This is a genomic window from Pigmentiphaga sp. (genome assembly GCF_033795525.1).
Lineage (GTDB): Bacteria > Pseudomonadota > Gammaproteobacteria > Burkholderiales > Burkholderiaceae_B > Pigmentiphaga.
On sequence record NZ_JARYGM010000004.1, the window covers coordinates 354498 to 378677 of the forward strand.

The following is a 24180-nucleotide window of genomic DNA, read 5'->3' on the forward strand; positions in this document are numbered from 1 at the left end:
CAACTAATCGTCACTAACGGAAACACAACATCCAAGCAATCCATTCTTTTTCATGCGGCCGGTCGCTGTCTCGTAGCTTCACCGTGATAGAAAAAATACCCCATCACAAAGAAGAAAAGCGCCATTACCTTATATGCCATATGAATATCAATGGCGATCATACTAATCGCAAGTGATACGCATGCACTGTTAACAACAGCATTATGCAACTTCCTAAGTTGCCAATAAACACTGAGAAACAAGGCTAGGCCTACAAATCCGGTCTCGACCAACACTCTCAGCCATCCACCATCCAAGGCAATGCCCATGAACCCCGGCCCTAACCCCACGAGCCAAGCAGAGGGGCTATCTTGCCAGAAACGAATCGCAGTCGCCCATTTTATAGCGCGCATCAGCCAGCTAGCGTCCGCATCAATATCCTGCCCGCTCAGAAAATACTCATACCGGCCAGGCGGAGAGTTCAGATCGACCCCGCGATAGGCCTCTTTAAATACTGTAACATTCTCAGAAGATGTTAATCCTGACGAACGTTCTACAACAGGATTAGGAATAAGCAGGAGCGCGGCGCTTATCAGACTGACAAAAATGATCGCTTTCACGGCGAACACAAGAGGGTCTCGCGATCGCCTGTAGAAATAATAAAGCAGCAGAATAATATGTGCGACCGTTGGAAGACGGGCTCCGGTCAAAAATATAAGCACAAAAGTAGCTACAAACAATAGTAGAACAGTAGATACCGCCCGCGACCGCCCAAATATTATTATGCCAAATAAAATATTAATAATCGCGCCCACTTCCCAAGGTCCACCTGCCAGCCCGATCACGCGGCTTTCCACGGACGTACGAAAACCGCTCGAAGCAAAGCCCCCAAGAAGTCCAACATACTGGAGCAGCATGACGGCAGCTGTTACAAAGAGCAGTATCCAGGACAGTCGCTGAATGCTTCCGCGTATAGCAAAATAATAGCCGATGTAAAAGAACGTGAAATACTCTAGTATCCGAAGAGCATAAAGTACGTTTGATCTTCCATACGCAATTATATTAAATAGGGCGCTAACGACGCCGAAGACGATAAATAGCAGGCACGCCCACTCTAGCTTACTTATACGGCCCCGACCTCTAAGCGCGAACCCGACTAAAATAATAGCCAAGCTTGCAAAGATTACAAGATCATCGATTCGAAGCCCAGCCGTTTGCCCTTGAATCGACAAAATATTGATTTTCGGCAGGAAGAACAGACACACACAGGCGTAAACAAGTGTATTCCGCAGCGGTCGTTGAAGCAGGGGTATCATCAGTCGAGCATCCGATCTACTCTAACCACCTTCTGCAGCCTCCCGAATCACTTCCCAGTTCCATACGAGTAGTAATATTTGTAGGAACTACCATAACCTACACGCGCCCGCTTCACTCCGTTGAATATAACTCCCTTGACGACATCCCTAACTCCAGCGCCATCAAGCTTCTTTAGAGCATCCTTTACCTCAGAAATAGTGCTCTGCTCCGCTCGAACGACCAAGAAAGCGGCAGCCGCATGCTTTAGCAGCGCAAGCGTGTCCGCGACTGGTAGCAAGGGTGGTGTATCCAGTACGATATAGTCATATCGAGCCTCGAGAGTTTCCAACATTTTACTCATAGCCGGGCTGATTAATAGCTCGCCCGGATTTGGAGGAATTTGGCCCGCAGACAAAACATCCAAGCCACTGTACTTTGTCTGGATTGCATCGACCACGCCTATACGGCCAACAAGAACGTCAGATAGACCGGGCGCTGCCTTTCCATAAGAGAAATATTCACCGAGTCGTGGCCTGCGCATGTCAGCATCAACGATCAGAATGCGCTTATCGTTAGCCACGAGAAGAGCCGCCAAGTTGGCCGACACAAAACTCTTACCTACTCCAGCAGTGGCTCCGGTTATAACAATGACTTTCCCTTCGCTCCCCATCATTGCAAACGCCAAACCCGTGCGCAATGAACGAAGACTTTCGACTGCTGGGTCATCAGGCTGCCCGAACGCGAGCAGCGCACCCATGCCCTCGCCGTTAGGAGCCCGAAGTCTTCTGGAGGTAAACTTACGCTGCGAGTAGGACTCTGGAACAGTTACATAAGTAGCGAGTCCTGTAGCCTTTTCTACCTGATCTGCTCGGTGGACAGTGGGACGAAGAATCCGAGCAGCCAGCACCGCGAGAACTCCTAGCGCAAGCCCTGCGAAGGCCGCAACGGCAACGATCACTGCCTTCCGAGGGCTGATTGGGGATTCAGCTCGAACAGCAAAATCGATAATGCGCACATTACCGATAGTGCCAGCCTCGGCGATTCGAAGCTCCTGGGCATTGTTCAGTAGCGAAATATACAACTGAGTATTAACCTGCACGTCACGCTCGAGCCTCAATAGATCTCGTTGGGCCGCCGGCAACTTATCTACATCACGCGCGAGAGATTTGAGCTGCTCATTGATCTGAGCCATCTGACTATCGACCGCTTTTACTGTAGGATGCTCGGGCCGAAAACTCTGAAGCATCTCCTGGCGCTTCAACTGCAACTGCATGCGGGAGCCTTCTAGTTCTGTGGCACGCTGCAAAAGCAAATCTGTTTCGCGAGGCATACTAACAGTGTTTGTTTTTGTTCTAAAATCGTTCAGTGCATTCTCCGATGCCTCTACATTGCGTTTAAGTTCGGGCAACTGACGCTCAAGGAACTGCAGGCTCGTTCTAGCCTCCTCACTTCGCCTACCGACGTTCTGCTGGAGATATGAACGGGCAATCGAATCTACCACAGCTTTGGCGAAAACCGGATCCGCATCTTCGTAGGCTATCGAGATGACACTGCTACCCCGCGACGCCTCCATGACAGTTACGGTCTGCCGAAGCTTGTTGTATACCTGAACAGGAGATTGCTGGACAATTTCAAAAACAGTACCTGGTCGACCAATCGCCTCCGCCACTGCTATCTTCGCAAGGTTGCCCTGGATATTGAAAGATATAGCACGACCCACTTCACCTTTTAATATTACCTCGTCTGCGTTATTCTTCAGCAGATAGTGATTAGCGTCCAACAGCTCCAGCGAGTATGCTTTTCCCCACTCGAGTTCAGGCACACTGAAATCCGCCAGCTTCAGGCTCTCACCGCCCCATGCAAAACCTGTCAATCCGAAAGGTGCTGGCGCCAATGCTTGTCCAGGTTGTTTCTCATAGCGTCGTGCGTACCAGTCGCCAAAAACGGGGAATCGATTCGCAACAGAAACGTCAAGATCAGCGCGCGTTTCCCTCGCGGCATTCATCAATACTTCCCGAGACTGGATGACCTCCAACTCGCCGGCCACTGGGCTTTGCGCAGCCCCCATAACCTCGGCCAATTGAGATAACCCTGTCAGTGTTGTGCCAGCTCGATTCTCTACTTGAATTAACGCATCTGCGCGATAGATCGGGGTAGCTAACGTCGCATAAAGACCGCCAACCGCAATTGCCGTCACGAATATGGCCGCAATCAGCTTTATATGCTGCAATATCGTGTCAAGTATTTCGGCAAGACTAACTTCTGACTGGGCATTAAGCTCCGGCACGCTGTGCTGCTCTACCATTCGTTATACTCTATATAGGCTCTACGAGATCATTCCACGACATTAAACGTCGAAGAACTTTGCCGTAGGAATTGGGCACTCGGAAGGATTTGATTGATTACTCGAGACCACCGTGTAACGGCCGCAGGATCAACATAGATAACGTCACGCGCCTGCACCTCGAATCCGTCGGCCAAGACTAAGGCTTCGGGACTACGAGCGTTGATGTGCCAGATCTGAGGCTTACCATTGCTTCCCCCTCGGATCACATACACCTGAGCGGCATTCGAAGTCACTTGATTCAATCCGCCAGCATCAGCCAACGCCTCTGCAAGAGAATAACGCCCTCTGGGAATCACAATAGACTGGGGCTTCCCCACCTCGCCCAGGACAAACACCTTGTTGAATCTATTTTCGGGAATATTAAGTACGTCCCCATTCTGAATAAGAATATTTTGAGATAGGTCTCCGGAATAGTACAAAGCGTACAAATCGAGGCGATAAGATTTTTGCCCCCTTGTTAGCACGACGTTTCGGAGATCGGCCCCCTCGCCTAAGCCACCGGCCATTGCCACAAGGTCAGTTACCCTTGTCGGTATGGCGGTCAACGGCCGAACACCGGGGCTAGCAACTTGTCCAACAACAAACGCCTTCTGACTGCGGTATTCGCTGACTTCGACGTCTACCTGTGGCTCTGTCAGGTAACGGGCCAACCCTTTGGTGAGCACCGCCCGAAGCTCAGCCACGGTCCGCCCCACAGCCTTAACCTCGCCCAGATATGGGTAGAAAAAAGTCCCGTTTGACCCGACTACACGACCATGAGCTTGGGAGTTATTGGTTTGAGCGGGATTATTCAGCTCTGGATGATTCCAGACTGTAATTCTCAGCACATCCTGAGGGCCAATGCGGTAGTCTGCCGCATTCGTGCCAAGCTCATTAATAGACAACTTCGCCGCCTCGGACAAATTTGTCTGTCTATTACGCTCACCCTTCAGTCGAGCGACGGACGCTGCATCAATCTGAAAGATATCCGCCACTAACGACGCATCCTCCTTTTGCATGACCCCTCGCCAATTCGGATCATCGTCGCCTCGCACTCCCATATACATGCCCGTACATCCGGACAGTACTATTAAACAGAACGCCCCCAGGACTCGAGGAGCAAATTTAAATACCGCACTGGAATGAAACATATATGAATAAATAGCAGTTAACCTGAAACCAAAGTCTTACGTGGATATTATCTTTGCAGCGAGCATCTGCTCGATCCACGCTTCAGCGCCCTCTTCGATTTCACTCCAGACGCGTTCGAAAATTTCGGGAGTAGAGTTAATAGGATCTTCGATCTCCCTGCCCTGCCAATGCCCGATCAAAAACGTTTTACCGCTAGCGGTAGCAAAACGTTGCTGAATAGCATTCCGGTGCCCGCGATCCATCACCAAGATGATAGAGGCCGCACGAAGATCTGCTTGATTGACAGCAGCAGCGCACTTCCCCGCGGGAATCGGAACCCCGCGGCTCTTTGCAACTGCAACCGCGTACTCATGAGGAGGCCTCCCTACGGGAGCCGCTAAGCCTCTCGAGACAATATGGGCGCGTAGACCTCTACGCTCAATCCCCCGTCGCAGCAAAGCCTCAGCCATCGGACTACGACACACGTTACCCGTGCACATCGTTAGCACGACGGGGCCATCGGCATTAGGCATTTGCATCTATATATACCCATCTTCTTCAAAGGGGGAAGCGCTTACCGCGTAGCCTCCGAACTCTTGAACGGGCCACTCCAGTCCCAGAGGCCCGCCGATTATTGCATAAGCTGCACAACTCCACCATGCAGAATAGATACATAGAAGCATCCAATGACAATTTTACGTTCCGTATCAATTGCGATATACAGAGGTAACGAAGGCCTACTACAGATACGACATCAGTTGCTGCATCGCGATATGGCTTATATCATACCTGCGACTCAGCGGGGGCTTCATCATGTCTGGTGGTTTGCCCCCCCTCCCAAGCCCTATTTGTGAGCCCCCTATGAATCCTGTTCGCATAGCTGTATTCCCCGTGGCCGGTCTAGGTACACGCTGCCTTCCAGCGACCAAGGCGATTCCGAAAGAAATGCTACCAGTGGTCGACAAGCCGCTGATACAGTATGCAGCAGAGGAGGTAATCGCTGCCGGCATCACCACCCTGGTTTTTATTACTGGAAGAAGCAAGCGGGCCATTGAGGATCATTTTGACTTATGCCCCGAACTAGAATCGGAATTGGCCGCAAAAAACAAAACAGATGTGCTCAAACAACTCCGCGACATTACCCCCAAAGGCATTAACTTCGTTTACATACGACAGCCGGCTCCTCTCGGTCTTGGCCATGCAGTACTCTGCGCGGAACCGGTCGTTGGCAAAGAGCCATTTGCGGTCATATTGCCTGACGACTTGATAGACGCTCAGACTCCTGTAACAAAGCAGTTGCTAGACGTTGCCGCCGCCAATGGCGGCTCCGTGCTAGGAGTGGAAGACGTTGCGCCACAGGACACTAATAAATACGGCATTGTAGATACCGGCGGTAGCTCATTAGGAACTGCTCGCGTTCTCGACATGGTTGAAAAACCGCACCCAGACAAGGCACCATCAACCTTGGCCGTCGTCGGACGGTACGTCTTATCAGGGGATATTTTTGACCACTTGCGCGACCTTGGAAAGGGAGCTGGCGGGGAAATACAACTCACAGATGGCATCACATCGATGATAAAGAATCAAGGACGAGTTTTCTCGCATCGGTTCGAGGGCAAACGGTACGACTGTGGTAGCAAAGCCGGACTGTTCGAAGCAACAGTGGATTTGGGAAGAAAATACCACGGCCTATAGGACACCTCCGACCGTATATACGTTAACGGGCTTGCTTCGCAAAACTTAAGCTAAGGTTCATCCGCGCAGAGCCTTCTGCCCCGCCACGATACAGTTAGGGAGACAAAAAGCACGTCTACCTTATTTGCGGGTGCAGAACCTCCGATCGACCTTGGTCGTAAAGCTCTAAAGTAACGCGGTGTGTGGAAAGATAAACAGTGCACCGGCCCAGCTTCGGCGATAGTTCTTACCAACATTACTAAGATATGGCACGCCGGGGGCAGCTCGTGCAGGGCAATGTCATAGTAATTTCTATGACATGCTATGCCACCCGAAGCCACGCGGCTCCCTAGCCGTAAATCGGCAAAAGTGTTAGCTGGACCATGTCTCGCACAGCCAAGAGGAATGCATGATCAATTCAGTGCCCATCCGTAAAGGCCTCATTCTCGCCGGAGGCTCAGGCACACGCCTGCATCCGGTTACCCACTGCGTGAGCAAGCAGCTCATGCCTGTGTATGACAAGCCGATGATCTACTACCCACTCACCACGCTAATGTTGGCTGGGATACGCGACATCCTTATCATTACCACTCCAAGAGATTCGCACGCGTTCTACGAGTTGCTCGGTGATGGCAGCCGGTGGGGGCTGAATCTCAGCTATGCCCAACAACCGAGCCCGGATGGCTTGGCCCAGGCTTTTCTTATCGGTGCAGATTTCATTGGCCAACATCCCGCCGCGCTGGTTCTTGGGGACAACATCTTTCACGGTCATGGACTTCCGGAGATGTTGCACCGTGCAGCGAGCCGATCCTCCGGTGCGACCGTGTTTGGATACTTCGTCAGCGATCCTGAACGGTATGGCGTCGTCGAGTTCGACAGTGACGGGCGGGCGATCGACTTGGCGGAGAAACCTAGTAACCCCAAATCGAACTATGCTGTGACTGGGCTCTATTTCTATGACAACGACGTCGTATCGCTCGCGCGCGATGTCAAGCCTTCAGCTCGCGGCGAACTCGAGATCACGGATCTGAACAACGCCTACTTGAAACGCGGCGACCTTCACGTCGAAATCATGGGTCGTGGCTATGCTTGGCTGGACACGGGTACGCACGACTCGCTACTCGACGCCTCTAACTTCATCCAAGTCATGCAGGCTAGACAGGGCCTCCAGATAGCATGCCCGGAGGAGATCGCGTGGCGTCTCGGCTGGATCGACGATGCGCAGTTAGAGCAGCAGGGGAACTCGTTGGCCAAGAACAATTACGGACGATACCTACTCAACCTGCTCAAGCAAGGAGCGCGGCTTTGAACATCATCCAAACCCGGCTGCCCGGCGTCCTGATTTTCGAGCCTAAGGTTTTCGGCGATGACCGCGGTTTTTTTGTAGAAACGTTTCGAGAAACCTGGTTGGAAGAAGCCCGCATTCCGTTCCGCTTCGTCCAGGACAATCAATCCCGCTCCCGCCGCGGAGTCTTGCGCGGCTTGCACTACCAGTGGTCCAACCCCCAGGGCAAGCTCGTACGCGCCGCGCGGGGTAAGGTATTTGACGTAGCGGTGGACGTGCGCAAGGGGTCGCCCAGCTTCGGACAATGGGTGGGTGTAGAACTGGATGACATCCACCACCGGCAATTGTGGATTCCGCCGGGCTTTGCCCACGGCTTCTGCGTGCTGTCGGACGAGGCCGACTTCGTCTACAAGTGCACCACCTATTACGACCCAGCCTCCGACACCGGCATCCGGTGGGACGATAAGCAGATAGGCATCGACTGGCCCGACGCTGGAGTGCCTTTCCAACTGTCGCCCAAGGATACGGCCATGCCGGCCCTGGCGGACCAAGCACTCGACAAACTGCCGCGCTACGAGGGCTGACCATGACCATCCTGGTTACAGGCGCCGGCGGACAGGTAGGCCGGGAACTCATTCTGCGTGCGTCACAGCCCGTGGTCGGCATGGACCGCAGTCAGCTGGACATTACCGACCCCGACGCCGTTGAGCGGGCCATCACCCGGCATGGCGCGCGCCTGGTCATCAATGCCGCGGCCTATACGGCAGTAGACCGGGCGGAAAGCGAAGTAGCGCAAGCGAACGCCGTCAATCGTGACGGCGTTCGCACACTGGCGCAGGCATGCCGCAACGCCGGCATCCCGATGTTCCACTTGTCCACCGACTACGTGTTCGACGGCAACCAGCCTGCGCCCTACGCCGAGAGTGACACGCCGCACCCCACCGGGGTTTATGGCCAAAGCAAGCTGGACGGGGAAGAAGAGCTTCGCCAGCGGCTGGATCAACACCTTATATTGCGGGTGTCATGGGTGTTCGGGGCCTACGGCAACAATTTCGTGCGCACCATGTTGCGCCTGGGGAGGGAACGGCCTGAGTTGCGGGTGGTGGCCGACCAGCGCGGGGGGCCCACCCATGCCGGGGCCATTGCCGATGCGTTGCTGGATCTTGCCCGGCGTCATGCGGCAGGGGAATCGCTGCCATGGGGCACCTACCACTATTCCGGGACGCCGGTGGTGACCTGGCACGCCTTCGCCCAGGCGATTTTTGCGGAGGCGCATGCCCAGGACCTGCTCGATCGGATACCGGCCGTTCATGCCATCACGACGGCGGACTACCCCACGCCTGCCAGGCGCCCGGCCAATTCCGCCCTGGATAACTCGCTTGCCCATAGCCGGCTGGGCTTGGCCTCTCCCGACTGGCGTACCGGCCTGCGTGAAGTACTGACAACCTGGAAGCACGAAGCATGAAAAAACATACGCCCAATAACGTTCTCGTTACCGGCGGGGCCGGCTTCATTGGCGCCAACTTCGTCCGCTATCTTTTACAAGCGGCACCCGACGTCCGTGTGGTCAACCTCGATGCCCTGACCTATGCGGGCAGCATGGACAACCTGGCCGGCCTGGCGGATCCGGCACGCCATACTTTCGTGCAAGGCGATATTTGCGACCGTGAGCTTATCGATCGTCTGCTTCGCGAACACCAGATCGATACCATCGTTCACTTCGCTGCGGAAAGCCACGTGGACCGCTCCATCAGCGGCCCGGGCGAGTTCGTCCGGACCAATATCCAAGGAACGTACACCCTGCTCGAGGCTGCCCGCCAATACTGGATGGTGGAGCAGAAGACCACTGAAGGGCGGCGGTTCCACCACATCTCTACGGACGAAGTCTACGGAACGCTGGGACCGGCGGATGCGCCGTTCACGGAAAGCACGCCTTATGCGCCCAACTCGCCCTACTCGGCCAGCAAGGCGTCTTCCGATCACCTGGTGCGCGCCTATTTCCATACTTACGGCCTGCCGGTGGTGACCACCAATTGCTCGAACAACTATGGCCCGTACCAGCACGGCGAGAAGTTCATCCCCACGGTGATCCGCAGCTGCTTGAACGGCCAGCCTATCCCGGTCTACGGCAACGGCACGAACATCCGCGACTGGCTTTATGTGGAAGACCACTGCCGGGGGATCGACCGCGTACTGCGAACCGGAAGACTGGGTGAAACCTACAATATCGGCGGCTGCAATGAGTGGCGCAATATCGACATCGTCGAACGCATCTGCGCGCTCATGGATGAACGCCGGCCGCAAGGCGGTCCGCACAAGCGGCTCATCAGCTTCGTTACCGACCGGCCGGGCCATGATTGGCGCTATGCCATCGATGCGAGCAAGATGCGCGACGAATTGGGCTGGACGCCCGAGGAAAGTTTCGAAACCGGTATTGTGAAAACCGTGGACTGGTACCTTCAGCGATAAGGTACGGGGTGCCCGTCGGAGCGGCTCTTTTGGCTTAATCCACGGGCACTCTGGACAAGGTCCACGTACACTCCAAGGGGGGAGACCGGCATGGAAGCATGGAACTCGATCTTGGAGTTCATCAATCTCATATTGAGCTTCCTGCGCTAGAGGGCGGAGACGAGTCGACCTGTTTTTAATGGGGGATTCGTATGGCCGAATATGAGCTGGATGCAGCTCGGGAGCTCGTCGTGGTCGCCCGGGACGTCGTGGACCGCGGCTTGAACAGCGCCGAAGCCAGGAGCACAGTCGCCTACTTGAGCAGCCGGTCCATCGAGCTGACCCTCAAGGCCTTTCTTGAACGCGCGGGCCTGCCCGCCGCCGACCTCCGGACTCTGTCCTCTCGCATCCCCGCCCTGCTGGAACGCATCGACACGTGCTACATCCGGGAGGAAATCGTTCCGGGCCATCGCCGTTGGGTGCCGGCCAAGCGATTAAGAGCTGTAACGGTAAGCGCAGGCGATACGTCATCCACTATCGGGAGCGTGCTGGAATCTCTTTCCGCCGGACGGCGTCTCGCCCTGCCGGGTTTGCCTCCCCGCGCCTCGCCTCCCGACCCGCAGACGATCCTCGCCACCGCCCAGGCCTTGCTTGAATGGGCGGAGGCGCACTGGACCGAGGTACGCCTGCATCGCTGGTCGGACGATACCGACCCGGATGTCCGGGCCTAGGCCAATCCGCACGGGTACGGACCGCAAGACGCGCCTGCCGGCCGATGAAAGTGCCGTTTTCGTTCCTTTACACTAGGGCCCTACGCATCATGTCCCGTTTCCTGTGAAAACCGCCCGCCGCTACCTGGCCTCTGAAATCTATCGCTCGTCCGCTATCGTCCTGGTGGCGCTGGTCGGACTGTTCTCGTTTTTTGCCGTCGTGGACGACCTGGACCAGGTCGGACGCGGCGGATTCCGGCTGTACCACTTGCTGTTCCTGGAGCTGCTCGCTCTTCCCACCCGCATCTACGACATCCTGCCTATCGGCCTGTTGATCGGGTCCATCCTGGCGCTGGCGGGGCTGGCGCAGCGGCACGAGCTGGTGATCCTGCGTGTGTCGGGCGTGAGCGGCATGCGCCTGCTGGGCATGCTGTGGGTGATCGCAGTGCCCGTCATGGTGCTGGCGCTGATCCTGGCCGAATGGCTTACACCGGTGGCCGAGGTCAAGCTGAACGAGACCAAGCTGGCCATTACCGGCAGTGCCGGCGGGCGCACGTCCGGCATTTTGCGCAGCGGCTATTGGTTCAAGGAAGACACGGCCAGCGGCGAACGCATCATCAATGTGGGCGCCCTGCAGGCCGGCGGCGGCGCGGCGAACGTGACGCTGTACGACTTCACGCCCGAACGGCAGCTATCGACCGTAATCGCGGCAGCCACGGCCAATTTCGCGACGAACGAGCTGCGGCTGCAGGATGTGACCGTGACCACGGTTGCCCCCAGCATTGAATCGTCGTTGCGCGAGGGCGCGCGGCCCACCGCCCCGCCGGTGAAGGTGACCAAGGAAGCGGAGCGCACGGTACCGACGACGCTGACGCCGGAATTGCTGCTGGCGCGCGTGCTGACGCCGGAGCGGATGTCGTTTACCGACCTGCTCGATTATGTGGGCTACCTGAACAAGAACCACCTGGTGTCGGACCGGCAGATCGTGGCGATCTGGCGCAAGCTGATCTATCCCTTCACGCTGCTGGCGATGATTACCATCGCGGCGCCCATCGGCTTCATGCAGACACGGCGCGGTGGCGTGGGCGTGAAGATGTTCGTGGGCATTTTGCTGGGCGTGGCGTTTTTCATGCTGAACCAGCTTTCGCTGAACGTGGGCATGCTCAACCGCTGGCCGGCGTGGGTGACCGCGGTGGCGCCGAACGCGCTGGGCCTGGCGCTTGCGCTGCTGGCGATGCTGGGCATGGAATACGGCAATCTGTTGCGCGCCCGCTGGCGCCAACCGGCAGGCGGCGCGGCATGAGCATCTGGATGATCGGCGACTTGCAGGGTTGCTGCGCGCCGCTTGAATCCCTGCTTGCCCGGCCCGAGATCGCTGGGGATGCCGACGCCCATTTCTGGTTCGCCGGCGACCTCGTGAACCGGGGGCCGGCTTCGCTGGCGACGATACGCCGCGTGATGGCGCTGGGCGAACGGGCCGTGGCGGTGCTGGGCAATCATGACCTGCACTTGCTGGCGGTGGCGGCCGGCGTGCGCAAGCCGGGCAAGTCGGACACCATCCAGGACATCCTGGACGCGCCGGACGCGGCCGAGATCCTGCGCTGGCTGCGGCACCGGCCGCTGGCGCATTACCAGCACGGCCACCTGCTGGTGCACGCCGGCGTGCTGCCGGGCTGGACGGCGGCCCAAACGCTGGCGCTTGCGGGCGAGGTGGAAGCCGCGCTGCGCGGGCCGGATTGGAAAGGGTTCCTGACGCGCATGTACGGCAACCTGCCCGCGGCCTGGGACGACAGCCTGCAAGGCGCGGACCGCCTGCGGGTGATCGTGAACGCCCTGACGCGGATGCGCTTTTGCACGGCCGACGGGACGATGGAGTTCGCGGCCAAGGACGGCGCCAACCACGCCCCGCCGGGCTTCATGCCCTGGTTCGACGTGCCGAGCCGGGCCACCGAATCGGTGACCGTGGTGTTCGGCCACTGGTCGACACTGGGACTGCTGGAACGCCCGGGCCTGCTGGCGCTGGATACCGGCTGTGTCTGGGGCGGCCATCTTACGGCAGCCCGGCTGGAAGACCATAAGCTGGTGCAAGTGCGGTGCCAGCAATATCGGGCGCCCGGCTGACTCTTTACGCTCCGTCGGGGAGAGGGCGACAAATGCGCTGCGGGGCCTACAGGTAGAATGATTGGACCATCCACCCCATCACCTGCCCATGAGATCTCCCACCGCCACGGCTGAGTTCGCGGCCATCGCCGCGCCCCGGGCCGTCGACGAAATCGAATCCCAGATCCGCGACATGGTGGCCCAAGGCCGGCTCAAGCCGGGCGACCGCCTGCCTTCGGAGCGGGACCTGGCCGCCAAGCTGAACGTGAGCCGCAATACCTTGCGCGAAGCGTTGCGCACGCTGGAGCGCGCCGGCATCCTGGAAATGCGCAAAGGCGTGCACGGCGGCGCGTACATTCTGCATGGGAGCTCGGATGCCATTATCGATGGCTTCAGCAACCTCTATCACCTGGGCGCGATTTCGCCGCAGCAGCTGACCGAAGCCCGCATCTGGCTGAGCGAAATCGTGGTGCGTATCGCTTGCGAGCGGGCCACCGAAGAGGACCTGCGGGCGCTGGACGAGAATATCCGCGCCGGACGCCGGGCCATTGCCGAGGATCGCTTCGACGTGCGGCAGAAGCTGCATCGCGAGTTCCACCTGATCCTGGCGCGTATCACCCGCAACCCCATCATCGAGAGCACCATGGCCGGCGTGATGGAGGTGATGGGCCTGTTCATCGAGCGCATCGGGCCTAGCGAGAACGCCTTCACCGAGCCGGCCCGCGACCGCCTGATGAAGCATTTGCGCAACCGGGATGCGGACTCGGCGGTCAAGGAGATGACGAGTTACCTCAAGCGCCTGCAGACCCGCTACCTGAACCAGTGGGCCGAGCGCGAGCCGCCCCGGCGCTAGGTTCTCCCGCCGTCCTCCCCGCCCGCTTTCCCTTCTTTCCCCCTTCTTCTCTTCCAGAACCGCTGCGCGCCCTTCGGCGCCGCGGCTGCCCCGCCGCGTTCGTCGGCCGCTAACCCTCCCGGGATTTCCTTCGGCATTTTCTAAACGCCAGGCTCTGGACAGCGCTTTGCGACCTCTGGTAGATTGTTTGAATGGTTCAACCAAACTAGATGGAGACACCGCATGTTGTCGCGCGAAGATAACGAGCGCTTGGTCCGGGTGGGGCCGGGAACGGAGATGGGTAACCTGATGCGGCTGTACTGGATTCCCTTCCTTGCCTCGAAGGACGTGCAGCCGGATGGCCAGGCCTATCCGGTGCGGCTGCTGGGCGAGGACCTGGTCGCGTTCCGGGATAGCGATGGCCGCGTGGGCCTGGTGGACTATGCCTGTCCGCATCGCGGCGCGCCCATGGTGTTCGGCCGCAACGAGGAAGCGGGCCTGCGCTGCATCTACCACGGCTGGAAGTTCGGCGTGGATGGCCAATGCCTGGACATGCCGGCCGAACCCGCCGGCTCGGCCATGATCGGGCGCATGCGCATCAAGTCGTATCCGGTGCGCGAGCGCAATGGCGTGCTGTGGACGTATATGGGACCCGGCGCGGACCAGCCTCCGCCACTGCCGGAGGTCGAATGGAACATGGTGCCCGAGGACCACGTGGTGGTCAGCCTGCGGGTACAGGAATGCAATTGGCTGCAGGCGCTGGAAGGCGAGATCGACTCGGCGCACGCGGCCATCCTGCACGGCAGGGTGGATGGCGGCACGGTCAGCCAATGGCGCCAGGCGCAGGACTTGATGCCGACCTTCGAATGCCGCCAGCACGATGCCGGCCTGAGCATCGCGGCCCGCCGCAAGATCGGCGAGGACCAGCATTACGTGCGGGTCAACCAGTTCCTGCTGCCCTTCTGGACGCTGGTGCCGCCGCAGTCGCAATACCCCGAGCTGAGCGGGCACGCATGGGTGCCCATCGACGACGAACACACCTTGTGCATGATGTTCTCGTACCACCCGTCGCAGCCCATGTACGAGAAAAGCCGGGAGGTGTTCAAGCAAGGCTACAAGGGTCGCGAAACGGGGCATGCCTCGCAGCACGCGTTTGAACCGAGATCCGTCACCACGCCCTATTACACGTATTGGACCAAGTTCAATCGCGGCAATGGCTACCAGTTCGATTACCGCTCGCAGGTGGAAAAGTACAAGGCCGGCATGCCGGGGCTGTGGGTGCAGGATGCGGCCTGCCAGTCGGGCGTGACGGCTATCTATGACCGTACGCGCGAGCATCTGGGCACGACGGATACCGGCATCGCGCGCACGCGCCGTTTGCTGCTGGAGGCGCTGAAGCGGCTGCGCAGCGAAAACGTGCGGCCGCCTTCGGCCGATGCGCCGGAGCAGTTCATGGTCCGCGCGATCTCGATCACGATTCCGGCCGGCGCCGACTGGGCCGAAAGCGGCGGCGATTTCATGCGTGCCCGGCTGGGCAGCGGCTTTGGCTACACCCCTTAGTACTCGATACACCAACGACGATGATGGGCCGCCTCCGGCGGCACCAGAGCAAGGAGACGAATCATGAGCAAACGCATCGAATGGCGCCTGTTGCTGGGCGCGGCCTGTGTCTCGCTGTCGGCTGGCGCCCTGGCGGCCGGCTATCCTGAAAAGCCGATACAGGTGATCGTTCCCTACGCCCCGGGCGGTACCACCGATCAGCTCGCGCGCATGTTGCAAAAGCCGATGAGCGATGCGCTGGGCCAGCAGGTGATCGTGATCAACAAGCCGGGCGCAGGCGGCACCATAGGCGTGGACCAGGTCGTGCGGGCCGAACCGGATGGCTACACGCTGGTGTTCGGCAATAGCGGACCCAATGCCATCGTGGGGCTCACGCGCAAGATCCCGTACGACATGGTCAACGACCTCAAGCCGATCTCGACAGTGGCCTTGACCCCCATGATCCTCGCGGTGCCGACCGACAGCCCGGCCAAGACGCTGAAGGACTTCATCGCGTACGCCCGGCAGCACGGCAGCAAGATGAACTTCGGTTCGGTCGGCGCGGGCTCGCTGTCGCACCTGACTGGGGAGTACTTCAACGACCTGGCGGGCCTGAAGCTGCAGCACGTGCCTTATACGGGCGGTGCGCCCATGCTTCCGGCTTTCATAGGCGGAGAGATCCAGGCTGCCTTCGTGACCGGGCTGGACGGCGCCACCATGCTGGCATCGGGCAAGGTGCGCTACATCGCCGTAGGCACCGAGCAACCCACCGACGTCGCCCCGGGCCTGCCGGCGATTGCGCAGGACGTGCCCGGCTTCAAGAGCGTGGCCTGGTTCGGCCTGCTGGCGCCCAAGGGCACGCCGGACGACATCGTGAAGAAAGTCCATGCCGCCGTGGTGTCGGCGGTGGCGAATCCCGAGGTGAACAAGCTGTTCCGCGAACGCTGGATCGAGCCGCGCAGCAGCACGCCGCAGGAGCTCGCGAACATCATCAAGGGCGAAATCGGGCAATGGCGGCCCGTGGTCCAGAAGGCCAACATCCAAAACTGACCCCGCGTTCCCGCGGCACCGTCGTTGTGCCGCGCCGCCGGGACGCGACACAAGGAACCGTTTCAATGCTGCAGAACCTCGAAGCCGACTTTCCTGAGCACCGGGCGCGGCCCGCAGGCGCGCCACACGCGCTGGACGGCGTGCGGGTGATCGACTTTTCGCATTTCATCGCCGGGCCGTTCGCCACGATGATCCTGGCCGACATGGGCGCGGAGGTCATCAAGATCGAGGCGCCGCGGGGCGACGACTTTCGCCAGTATCCGCCCGTGCATCCCGACATCGGCCAGGGCGCGCCCTTCCTATGGAGCAACCGCAATAAGCGGAGCGTGGCGCTGGACTTGAAATCGGAAGCGGGGCTGCGTCTGGCGCGGGAGCTGATCGCAACGGCCGACGTGGTGGTGGAGAATTTCTCGACCGGGGTGATGGAACGGCTGGGCCTGGACTACGCCAGCTGCCGCCGCGACAATCCCGCGCTGGTGTATTGCTCGGTGTCGGCCTACGGCAGGCAAGGCGCCTTTGCCGACCGCCTGGGCTTCGATCCCATTGCCCAGGCGGAAAGCGGCTTCATCTCGATGAACGGCTACCCCGACCGCGAAGGCGTGCGGGCCTTGTCGCCGGTGATGGACATCGGCACCGCGATGATGGCGTGCAACGCCATCCTGGGCGCATTGCTGGCACGCGGGCGCACCGGCCATGGCCAGCAAGTGGAAGTGGCCTTGTTCGACAGCGCCGTGCTGATGACCGGCTATGCCACGCTGCAGCACGTGTTCACGGGCGAAGAACCGCGGCGGCATGGCAATACCAGCCCGGACACCTGCCCGTCGGGCGCTTTCCGGGCACGGGACCGGTCGTTCTACATCAACTGCGGCAGCGACAAGATTTTCCAGCGCCTGATGGCGCAGGTGCTGGAGCGGCCGGACCTGGCCAGCCATCCGGACTACGCCAGCGGCGCGGCACGCAGTGCGCGGCGCGAGGAGCTGTTCGCCATCCTGGACGAAGCCTTCGGGCGCGAGCCATGGGAACACTGGCAGGCCCGGATGCGCGCGGCGGGCGTGCCCTGCGGCCTGGTCCGTACGGTGGGCGAAGCCGTGCGCTCGCCCGAAGCGCGCGAGCGCGCCCTGCTGACCAGGATTCCGCATGCGCGGCTGGGGTGGGTTCCCAACCTCGCGCTGCCCATCCGGTATTCAGCCACGCCGCTGGCCGACCCGGCTCCCGCGCCCACCGTGGGCCAGCACACCCGCGAGGTGTTGCAGGCTACGCTGGGCTACACCGCCGATCGACTCGATGCGCTGCAAGCGGCCGGGGCCTTCGGTCCGGCGGAGCGGCCGCGGGAGGCGCGCGGAGCTCCGGCATGACGGACCGCAGCCTGCGGGGACGCGTGGCCGTAGCGGGCGTGGGCGAGACCCTCTACTACCGCCACGGGCGTTCGCCCGACGCCGAATTCAAGCTGGCGCTGAAGGCCATCCTGGCGGCCTGCGAGGATGCGGGCATCCTTCCGGAGGACATCGATGGCTTCGCCTCGTTCGGCAACGAGCGCAGCGACGCCTCCCGCCTGGCGGCCGCGCTGGGCGTGCGCCACCTGCGCTCGGCCACCCTGCAATGGGGCGGGGGCGGCGGCGGGTGCTGCGCTGCCGTGGCCAATGGCGCCGCCGCCATCCGCGCGGGCCTGGCGGAATGCGTCGTGGTCTTCCGCTCGCTGGCCCAGGGCGAGTACGGCCGCTTCGGCCAAAGCGCCGATCTTGCCACGGTGTCGGGCGAGCGCGCCTACCTGATGCCGTACGGTGTGCTGGCGCCGCCCCAGCGCTTTGCCATGCGCGCGCGGCGTTTCATGCACGAATACGGCATTGCGCGCGAAGCACTGCGTGCCGTCGCGCTGGCCTCGTATCACCACGCCCAATCCAATCCTCGCGCCGTGATGCACGGCAAGCCGCTCGATGCCGGACGCTACGACGCCTCGCGCTGGATCGTCGAGCCCTTCCGGCTGTACGACTGCTGCATGGAGAACGACGGCGCCGCCGCCATCGTGCTGGTCGATGCCGCGCGTGCCAAGGATCTTCCGCACCCGCCGGTCTACGTACTGGGCGCCGCCGCCGGGTCCGGCTATCGCGCCGGGGCCGACCCGCACAACGCGCCGGATTATGCGGGCGCCAACTTTGCCGCACTGGTGCCCGACCTGTATGGGATGGCCGGCGTGACGCCGGCTGACATAGGCGTGGTGCAAAGCTACGAGAACTTTACCGTGGGGGTCGTGATGGCATTGATGGAACACGGCTTCTTCGCGCCGGACGAGGCCAACGCTTTCCTGACCCTGGAGAACCTGTCCGCCCCATCGGGCAGGCTGCCGCTCAATACCAGCGGCGGCAACCTGGCCGAATGCTATATGCAAGGCTTCGAGCTGGTGGTGGAAGCCGTGCGCCAGGTACGCGGCACGGCCGCGCTGCAGGCGGACCGGCACGATGTAGCGCTGGTCACGGGCGGCCCCATGGTCACGCCCACCAGCAGTTTGTTGCTGGGATCGGAGGCTGCGCGATGAACCCAGACCACTCGTACGCCGGCTATCTGCCGCCAGGCTTGCCCATTCCGGTGCCCGAGCCCGACGGATTGTCCGCTCCCTATTGGCAGGGGCTCCGCGAAGGGCGGCTGCGGGTGCAGCATTGCCGGCATTGCGGCACCTGGCAGTTCGGCCCGGAATGGCTGTGCCATGGCTGCCGGCGCTTCGATCCGGACTGGGACGAGGTCGATCCGGCCGGACGCGTGTATAGCTGGGAACGGGTGTGGCATCCTTCCCATCCCGTGCTGCTAGGGCGCCTGCCTTACCTGGTCGTGCTGGTCGAGCTTCCTCATGCGGGACACGTGCGCATGATCGGCAACCTGCTGGGCGATCCGCAACAGCAGGTGGAAATCGGCATGGAGGTCGAAGGCGTCTTCGAACACCACCCGGACGCGGACCCGCCCTATTCGCTGCTCCAGTGGCGCGCGCGCCGGCGAGGCTGAACGCGACGGCGGCCCTTTCGGACGAGAGCATGCCTATGAACCCACATCACGACATGGCGCGGCAGGCGCCTGATGCCGGATCCGGCCCGCTACGCGGCTTGCGGGTGGTTGAATTCGCCGGGCTGGGGCCGGCCCCTTTCGCCTGCATGCTGCTGGCCGATATGGGCGCCGAAGTGGTCACCATTGCGCGCCCCCGGCATCGGCCGGTGGACCCCCGGCACGTCGTGGACCGGGGGCGGCTGCTGGTCCGGGCCGACCTCAAGAACGCCGATACCCGCGAGCACGTGTTGCAATTGCTGGAGACGGCCGACGTACTGGTGGAAGGCTTCCGGCCGGGCGTCATGGAACGGCTGGGCCTGGGACCCGACGCGGTGGCGGCGCGCAATCCGCGCCTGGTCTATGGACGCATGACCGGCTGGGGACAGCATGGCCCGCTGGCGCAAACGGCCGGCCACGACATCAACTACATCGCACTGGCGGGGGCCTTGCATGCGATCGGCCCGGCCGGCGGACCGCCCGTGCCGCCGCTGAACCTGGTGGGCGACTACGGCGGCGGCAGCCTTTACCTGGTGGCCGGAATCCTCGCCGCCCTGTACGAAGTCCGCCGCTCGGGACGGGGCCAGGTGGTGGACGCCGCCATTACGGACGGCGTGCTGTCGCTGATGAGCCAGCACGTGGCCGGTGCGCTGCAAGGCAAGTTCTCGGACCGGCGCGGCACCCACCTGCTGGACGGCGGCGCGGCCTGCTATGGGGTCTATGGCACCGCCGACGGCGGTCACGTAGCCGTGGGACCGCTCGAGCCACAGTTCTTCGCGGAACTATGCGAGCGGCTGGGGGTAGCCCCTGCCTTGCGCGACGCCCAGCACGACCCCTCGCGCCAGGCGCTTTTGCGCGCCGAGCTGGCCCGCCGATTCGCCAGCCGCACGCGCCAGGAATGGGCCGAGGTCTTTGATGGCTCCGATGCCTGCGTCACACCCGTCCTGAGCCTGGACGAGGCCAGGGTCCACCCGCATCACGTCGCGCGCGGCGCCTTTGCCCAGGTCGGCGGCATTCCGCAGCCGGCGCCCGCGCCGCGGTTCTCGCGCACGCCTTCCTCCGCCCGGCCGGCCTGCGAAACCGACCTGGCCACGGTCGCCGATCGCTGGTCGCTGCCCTAGCCTTATGATGGCGGCAGGCCCCGGGGGCCGACCGGCGCCCCGGCCGCTCGACAAGGAGAGGCAACCGTGAAGGATGAAGGCGAACACAAGGCTTCGATCGAACGACTGCTGCACGAGCGCTGGAGCTGCCGCGGCTTCCAGCCGCAATCCCTGCCGCGCGAAACGATTACCCGGATACTGGCGCTGTCGCAGCGGACCGCGTCCTGGTGCAATACCCAGCCCTGGGAAGTCATCGTTACCTCGGGGCAAGGCACCGAGCGTTTCCGGGAGGCCTTGAGCGCCTACGTCGCCACGCAACCGTCCGCGCATCCCGATTTCGACTTCCCGCGCGAATACCCGGGCGTCTACCGCGAACGGCGGCGCGAGTGCGGCTTCCAGCTGTATGAAAGCGTGGGCGTGCAGCGCGGCGACCGGCAGGCGTCGGCCCGCCAGGGTGCTTTGAACTTCCGCTTTTTCGGCGCGCCGCATGTCGCCATTATCACCACCCCGGAGGCGCTGGGTGTGTATGGCGCGGTGGACTGCGGCGCGTACGTGAGCAACTTCATGCTGGTGGCGCATAGCCTGGGCGTGGCCACGATCGCGCAGGCGGCCCTGGCTGAATACTCGGCCTTCATCCGCGAGTATTTCTCGATCCCCGACGAGCGCCGGGTGGTGTGCGGGATTTCGTTCGGCTACGCCGACATGGCGCATCCGGCCAACCAGTTCCGGACCCGGCGGGTACCGGCCGATGAAGCGGTGCGCTGGGTCGAGGAATAGCGAGCAAGCCGCCGGCCCCTACCCGATCAGCCTGGGCAGCCAGGTGGCAATGCCCGGCACGAAGAACACCGCGGCCAGCAAAAGCAGGCTCATCACCACGTAGGGCACGACGGCGATGAAGATGGTCCCCATCGACACCGACGGCGGCGCCACCCCCCGCATGGTCATCAGCAACAGGCCGTGCGGCGGCAGCAGCAAGCCCAGCTGCATGCAGATGAGGAACATCACGCCGAACCAGACCGGGTCGATGCCCAGCACGTTCACGATGGGCATGAAGATGGGCAGCGTGATCATCATCATGCTGATCTGGTCCACGAAAATGCCGAGGAAGATCAGCATCAGCATCATGCCGAGCACGATCATGCCGGTAGGCAGCCCATGGCCGGTGATCATTTCCACCAGCCCGTTGCTGGCGCCGGAGAACGACAGGATCTGCGCGAAGGTGGTGGCCCCCAGGATGATGAAGAGGATCATCCCGGAAATAGCCGCGGTGCCCTTGAGCGACTTGACCAGGGCCTCCCAGGTCAGCCGCCGGTACAGGACCGCCAGCAGCATGGTGGCGAACGAGCCCAACGCCGCGCATTCGGTGGGGGTGGCCCAGCCGGCGGCCAGCGCGCCCACCACGACGCCGAAGATGGACAGGGTGGGCAGCACGTAGGCCACGAACAGGTTCCAGCGATCCCAGCCGATGCGCCGCTCGCCGGTGTCGGCGGCCGGCGCCCACGAGGGGGTGATGCGCACCCGCAGGACGATCCAGAGCACGAAGGCCACCGACAGGATCACGCCCGGCATCACGCCGCCCACCAGCAGCTTGGAGATCGAGATGCCGGACAGGGACCCGAGCAGCACCGTCAGGGCCGACGGCGGAATCAGCATGTCGACCGCGCCGATGGCCATGATGGGTCCGGTGGCGATGCGGGCGTGGTAGCCGCGCGCCAGCATCACGGGCAGCATCAGCGAGCCCAGCATGGCGGTGGTGGCGATGGTGGAACCCGAAATGGCGGAGAACACGGTGCCCGCCACGACCGCTACGACGGCCAGCCGCCCCGGCACGCGGGTAATGAGCCGTTCGATGCCGTCGATCACCTTGAGTGCCAGCCCCGTATGGAACAGGACCTCGCCCATCAGCACGAAAAGCGGGATGGGCGTGAGCGAGAATGCCGCCACTGAACTGACGCTGTTACGCGCCAGCTGCATCAGGCCGATTTCGCCACCCATGTAGAGCCAGGCGCCGAGGATGTTGATGGTGATGAAGGTAAGCGCCACCGGCATGCCGATGAACAGCAGTACCGTGGATCCGCCCAGCAGGATCCACGCCGCGATCTGCCAGCTCATGATGCGCTCACCGCTTCGCTGCGCGGGCCGGTTTCGCTATGCAGCAGCCGGTGCATGCGGAACAGCATTTCCACCGACAGCAGCACGAACACCACCGGCAACGGCGCCATCAGCCACCACTCCGGCGTTACCAGCGTCCGGATGTTGAGCGAGCCGGACTGATAGCTGGCCCAGGCCGATTGCGCGGCATACCAGGCGATGACCAGGCAGCATCCCAGGCCGATGGTGTCGCCCACCCACTCCAGCGCCCAGGCCAGCCGCCTGGGGATGGCCTGCAGCAGGATGTCGACGCGTATGTGCTGGCCCTGGCGCAGCAGCCAGGGCGCCACGCACAGCGTGATGAGATACAGCATGGCTTCGGACACCTCGTTGCTCCAGGCCAGGCCGCGCGGCAGCCCGGGAATGGGGACATTGCGCAGCAGCACGTCGGCCACGATGATGAACATCATGGCCAGCAGCAGCGCGCAGCCGATGATCGCGAGCCCGGCCAGCAGCCTGCCGTAGGCGGCGGACAGGCGCGCGATCATTGGGCGTTCCCGGCGGCCGGCTTGGCCAGCAGCGCCTTGAACCGCGCCGCCACCTCGGGGCTCTGCTTGGCCGCCGCGGCCCAGCCTACTTCATAGGCCATGTCGCGGTAGCGCTTGGCCGTGGCATCGTCGAACTTGATCGTCTGTATGCCTACCTTCGCCTGGCGCGCGGTTTCTTCCTCGGCATAGCGGGTCCAGAACGAGTTCTGCGCTTCCAGCGCCTGCAGCTGCTTGTTCAGGTAGGCCAGCTGCGGCGGGGTGAGCTTCTTGTAGGCCGGCAAGTTCATGACCAGCGACACCTCGGCGTCGTAGAAGCCGGGGTCCACGCGAAACTTCGTCTTTTCCTGCCAGTTCAAATCGAAGATCCCGCCTATGGGCCAGCCGTAGCCGTCCACCACGCCGCGCTCCAGCGCGGTATAGACCTCGCCCGGGGGTGTGGTGATGACGTTGGCGTTCAGGGCCTGGAAGAACTCCCGGTACACCGGCGTGATGCGGATCTTCATGCCGGTGAGGTCGGGTTTGTCGATCTTCTTGTTGATATACAGGTGGAAGGGCTGGTGTTCGACCATGCGGGCCAGGTATTGCATGTTGGCCTTTTTGTTCCAGACCTCGTTGATGGCCTCGAAGGCGCCGTTCTTGCGCTGCTCGGCGATAGTGACCTGGCTCAGCTTGAGGAAGTCCGCTTCGGGCAGGACGTTGGTATAGAAAGCGCCGGTATTGAGCGCGACATCCACCACCCCTGTCTTGACCGCGTTGCCCACCTCGAACGGCGGCATGGTCTTGGGGCCGCCCAGGAAGTTGATCTGGAGCACGCCCTTGCCTTCCTCGTTGAACTTCTTGATCCAGGCCTGCAGATGCTGGACGTAGATGCCGTTCTCGGGAAAGGCCGACACCAGCCGGAGGGTGCGCTCCTGGCCGTAGGCGATACCGGCGGAGGCCGCGCCGGCCACCCCCAGCAAGACGGCGGTCACTGCCTTGAACAAGTGGAATTTCATGGTCATCTCCTCTAGGGTTGCCTGTGCAGTCCCCCGGAAAGGCCTG

General features: G+C 61.5%; 23 protein-coding genes. 16 read left to right on the forward strand and 7 right to left on the reverse strand.

The window, feature by feature from the left end; all coding sequences use genetic code 11:
* Nucleotides 1-50 precede the first annotated feature (50 nt).
* The 4 genes from QHC78_RS13935 to QHC78_RS21150 form a co-directional block, all read right to left on the reverse strand.
* Nucleotides 51-1295: a hypothetical protein gene (locus tag QHC78_RS13935; RefSeq protein WP_319745502.1), complete on the reverse strand. Its 1245-nt coding sequence runs from the start codon at nucleotides 1293-1295 to the stop codon at nucleotides 51-53.
* Nucleotides 1296-1342: 47 nt separating this feature from the next.
* The gene (locus QHC78_RS13940; protein WP_319745504.1) at nucleotides 1343-3580 is read right to left on the reverse strand and encodes a polysaccharide biosynthesis tyrosine autokinase; all 2238 of its coding nucleotides are present in this window, start codon (nucleotides 3578-3580) and stop codon (nucleotides 1343-1345) included.
* 29 nt (nucleotides 3581-3609) lie between these two features.
* Nucleotides 3610-4620 (reverse strand): polysaccharide biosynthesis/export family protein, encoded by a 1011-nt coding sequence (locus QHC78_RS13945; protein WP_319745506.1) that lies wholly within the window; start codon nucleotides 4618-4620, stop codon nucleotides 3610-3612.
* Nucleotides 4621-4788: 168 nt separating this feature from the next.
* Complete coding sequence (locus QHC78_RS21150; RefSeq protein ID WP_413816464.1) at nucleotides 4789-5271, reverse strand: low molecular weight protein-tyrosine-phosphatase; 483 nt, start codon at nucleotides 5269-5271, stop codon at nucleotides 4789-4791.
* Between the two features lie 322 nt (nucleotides 5272-5593).
* On the opposite strand from QHC78_RS21150, the gene galU reads away from it, so the two are divergent.
* The 16 genes from galU (at nucleotide 5594) to QHC78_RS14025 (ending at nucleotide 21277) form a co-directional block, all read left to right on the forward strand.
* On the forward strand, nucleotides 5594-6427 hold the full coding sequence (gene galU / locus QHC78_RS13950; RefSeq protein WP_319745508.1) for a UTP--glucose-1-phosphate uridylyltransferase GalU: 834 nt from the start codon (nucleotides 5594-5596) through the stop codon (nucleotides 6425-6427).
* Nucleotides 6428-6815: 388 nt separating this feature from the next.
* Nucleotides 6816-7715, forward strand: coding sequence for a glucose-1-phosphate thymidylyltransferase RfbA (gene rfbA / locus QHC78_RS13955; RefSeq protein ID WP_319745510.1), 900 nt, complete (start codon nucleotides 6816-6818; stop codon nucleotides 7713-7715).
* Nucleotides 7712-8275 (forward strand): dTDP-4-dehydrorhamnose 3,5-epimerase, encoded by a 564-nt coding sequence (gene rfbC / locus QHC78_RS13960; RefSeq protein WP_319745511.1) that lies wholly within the window; start codon nucleotides 7712-7714, stop codon nucleotides 8273-8275. Before rfbA ends, rfbC begins: the two co-directional genes overlap by 4 nt.
* Nucleotides 8276-8277: 2 nt before the next feature.
* The gene (gene rfbD / locus QHC78_RS13965) at nucleotides 8278-9156 is read left to right on the forward strand and encodes a dTDP-4-dehydrorhamnose reductase (protein ID WP_319745513.1); all 879 of its coding nucleotides are present in this window, start codon (nucleotides 8278-8280) and stop codon (nucleotides 9154-9156) included.
* Nucleotides 9153-10160, forward strand: coding sequence for a dTDP-glucose 4,6-dehydratase (gene rfbB / locus QHC78_RS13970; protein ID WP_319745515.1), 1008 nt, complete (start codon nucleotides 9153-9155; stop codon nucleotides 10158-10160). Before rfbD ends, rfbB begins: the two co-directional genes overlap by 4 nt.
* Nucleotides 10161-10351: 191 nt before the next feature.
* Complete coding sequence (locus tag QHC78_RS13975) at nucleotides 10352-10870, forward strand: hypothetical protein (protein WP_319745517.1); 519 nt, start codon at nucleotides 10352-10354, stop codon at nucleotides 10868-10870.
* Between the two features lie 103 nt (nucleotides 10871-10973).
* On the forward strand, nucleotides 10974-12152 hold the full coding sequence (lptG, locus tag QHC78_RS13980; protein WP_319745519.1) for an LPS export ABC transporter permease LptG: 1179 nt from the start codon (nucleotides 10974-10976) through the stop codon (nucleotides 12150-12152).
* Nucleotides 12149-12970, forward strand: a complete 822-nt coding sequence (locus QHC78_RS13985; protein WP_319745521.1) for a symmetrical bis(5'-nucleosyl)-tetraphosphatase — start codon at nucleotides 12149-12151, stop codon at nucleotides 12968-12970. Before lptG ends, QHC78_RS13985 begins: the two co-directional genes overlap by 4 nt.
* A gap of 88 nt (nucleotides 12971-13058) precedes the next feature.
* A complete protein-coding gene (locus tag QHC78_RS13990) occupies nucleotides 13059-13802 on the forward strand; it encodes a FadR/GntR family transcriptional regulator (RefSeq protein WP_319745523.1) in 744 nt (247 codons plus the stop codon).
* A gap of 222 nt (nucleotides 13803-14024) precedes the next feature.
* A complete protein-coding gene (locus QHC78_RS13995; RefSeq protein WP_319745525.1) occupies nucleotides 14025-15341 on the forward strand; it encodes a Rieske 2Fe-2S domain-containing protein in 1317 nt (438 codons plus the stop codon).
* A gap of 63 nt (nucleotides 15342-15404) precedes the next feature.
* Nucleotides 15405-16370, forward strand: coding sequence for a Bug family tripartite tricarboxylate transporter substrate binding protein (locus QHC78_RS14000; RefSeq protein WP_319745526.1), 966 nt, complete (start codon nucleotides 15405-15407; stop codon nucleotides 16368-16370).
* 65 nt (nucleotides 16371-16435) lie between these two features.
* Nucleotides 16436-17725: a CaiB/BaiF CoA transferase family protein gene (locus QHC78_RS14005; protein WP_319745528.1), complete on the forward strand. Its 1290-nt coding sequence runs from the start codon at nucleotides 16436-16438 to the stop codon at nucleotides 17723-17725.
* Nucleotides 17722-18903: a thiolase C-terminal domain-containing protein gene (locus QHC78_RS14010; protein WP_319745530.1), complete on the forward strand. Its 1182-nt coding sequence runs from the start codon at nucleotides 17722-17724 to the stop codon at nucleotides 18901-18903. The genes QHC78_RS14005 and QHC78_RS14010 overlap by 4 nt, the downstream gene beginning before the upstream one ends.
* The gene (locus QHC78_RS14015) at nucleotides 18900-19364 is read left to right on the forward strand and encodes a Zn-ribbon domain-containing OB-fold protein (protein ID WP_319745532.1); all 465 of its coding nucleotides are present in this window, start codon (nucleotides 18900-18902) and stop codon (nucleotides 19362-19364) included. Before QHC78_RS14010 ends, QHC78_RS14015 begins: the two co-directional genes overlap by 4 nt.
* A gap of 35 nt (nucleotides 19365-19399) precedes the next feature.
* Nucleotides 19400-20521 carry a CaiB/BaiF CoA transferase family protein gene (locus QHC78_RS14020; protein ID WP_319745534.1) on the forward strand — a complete coding sequence of 374 codons (1122 nt, stop codon included), beginning with the start codon at nucleotides 19400-19402 and terminating at the stop codon, nucleotides 20519-20521.
* Between the two features lie 66 nt (nucleotides 20522-20587).
* Nucleotides 20588-21277, forward strand: a complete 690-nt coding sequence (locus tag QHC78_RS14025) for a nitroreductase (protein WP_319745536.1) — start codon at nucleotides 20588-20590, stop codon at nucleotides 21275-21277.
* Between the two features lie 18 nt (nucleotides 21278-21295).
* Here the strand turns inward: QHC78_RS14025 and QHC78_RS14030 are convergent, their stop codons facing one another.
* The 3 genes from QHC78_RS14030 to dctP are packed head-to-tail and all read right to left on the reverse strand — an operon-like array spanning nucleotide 21296 to nucleotide 24134.
* Complete coding sequence (locus tag QHC78_RS14030) at nucleotides 21296-22612, reverse strand: TRAP transporter large permease (protein WP_319745538.1); 1317 nt, start codon at nucleotides 22610-22612, stop codon at nucleotides 21296-21298.
* Nucleotides 22609-23139, reverse strand: coding sequence for a TRAP transporter small permease (locus tag QHC78_RS14035; protein ID WP_319745541.1), 531 nt, complete (start codon nucleotides 23137-23139; stop codon nucleotides 22609-22611). Before QHC78_RS14035 ends, QHC78_RS14030 begins: the two co-directional genes overlap by 4 nt.
* Nucleotides 23136-24134, reverse strand: coding sequence for a TRAP transporter substrate-binding protein DctP (gene dctP / locus QHC78_RS14040; RefSeq protein WP_319745543.1), 999 nt, complete (start codon nucleotides 24132-24134; stop codon nucleotides 23136-23138). The genes QHC78_RS14035 and dctP overlap by 4 nt, the downstream gene beginning before the upstream one ends.
* Nucleotides 24135-24180 lie beyond the last annotated feature (46 nt).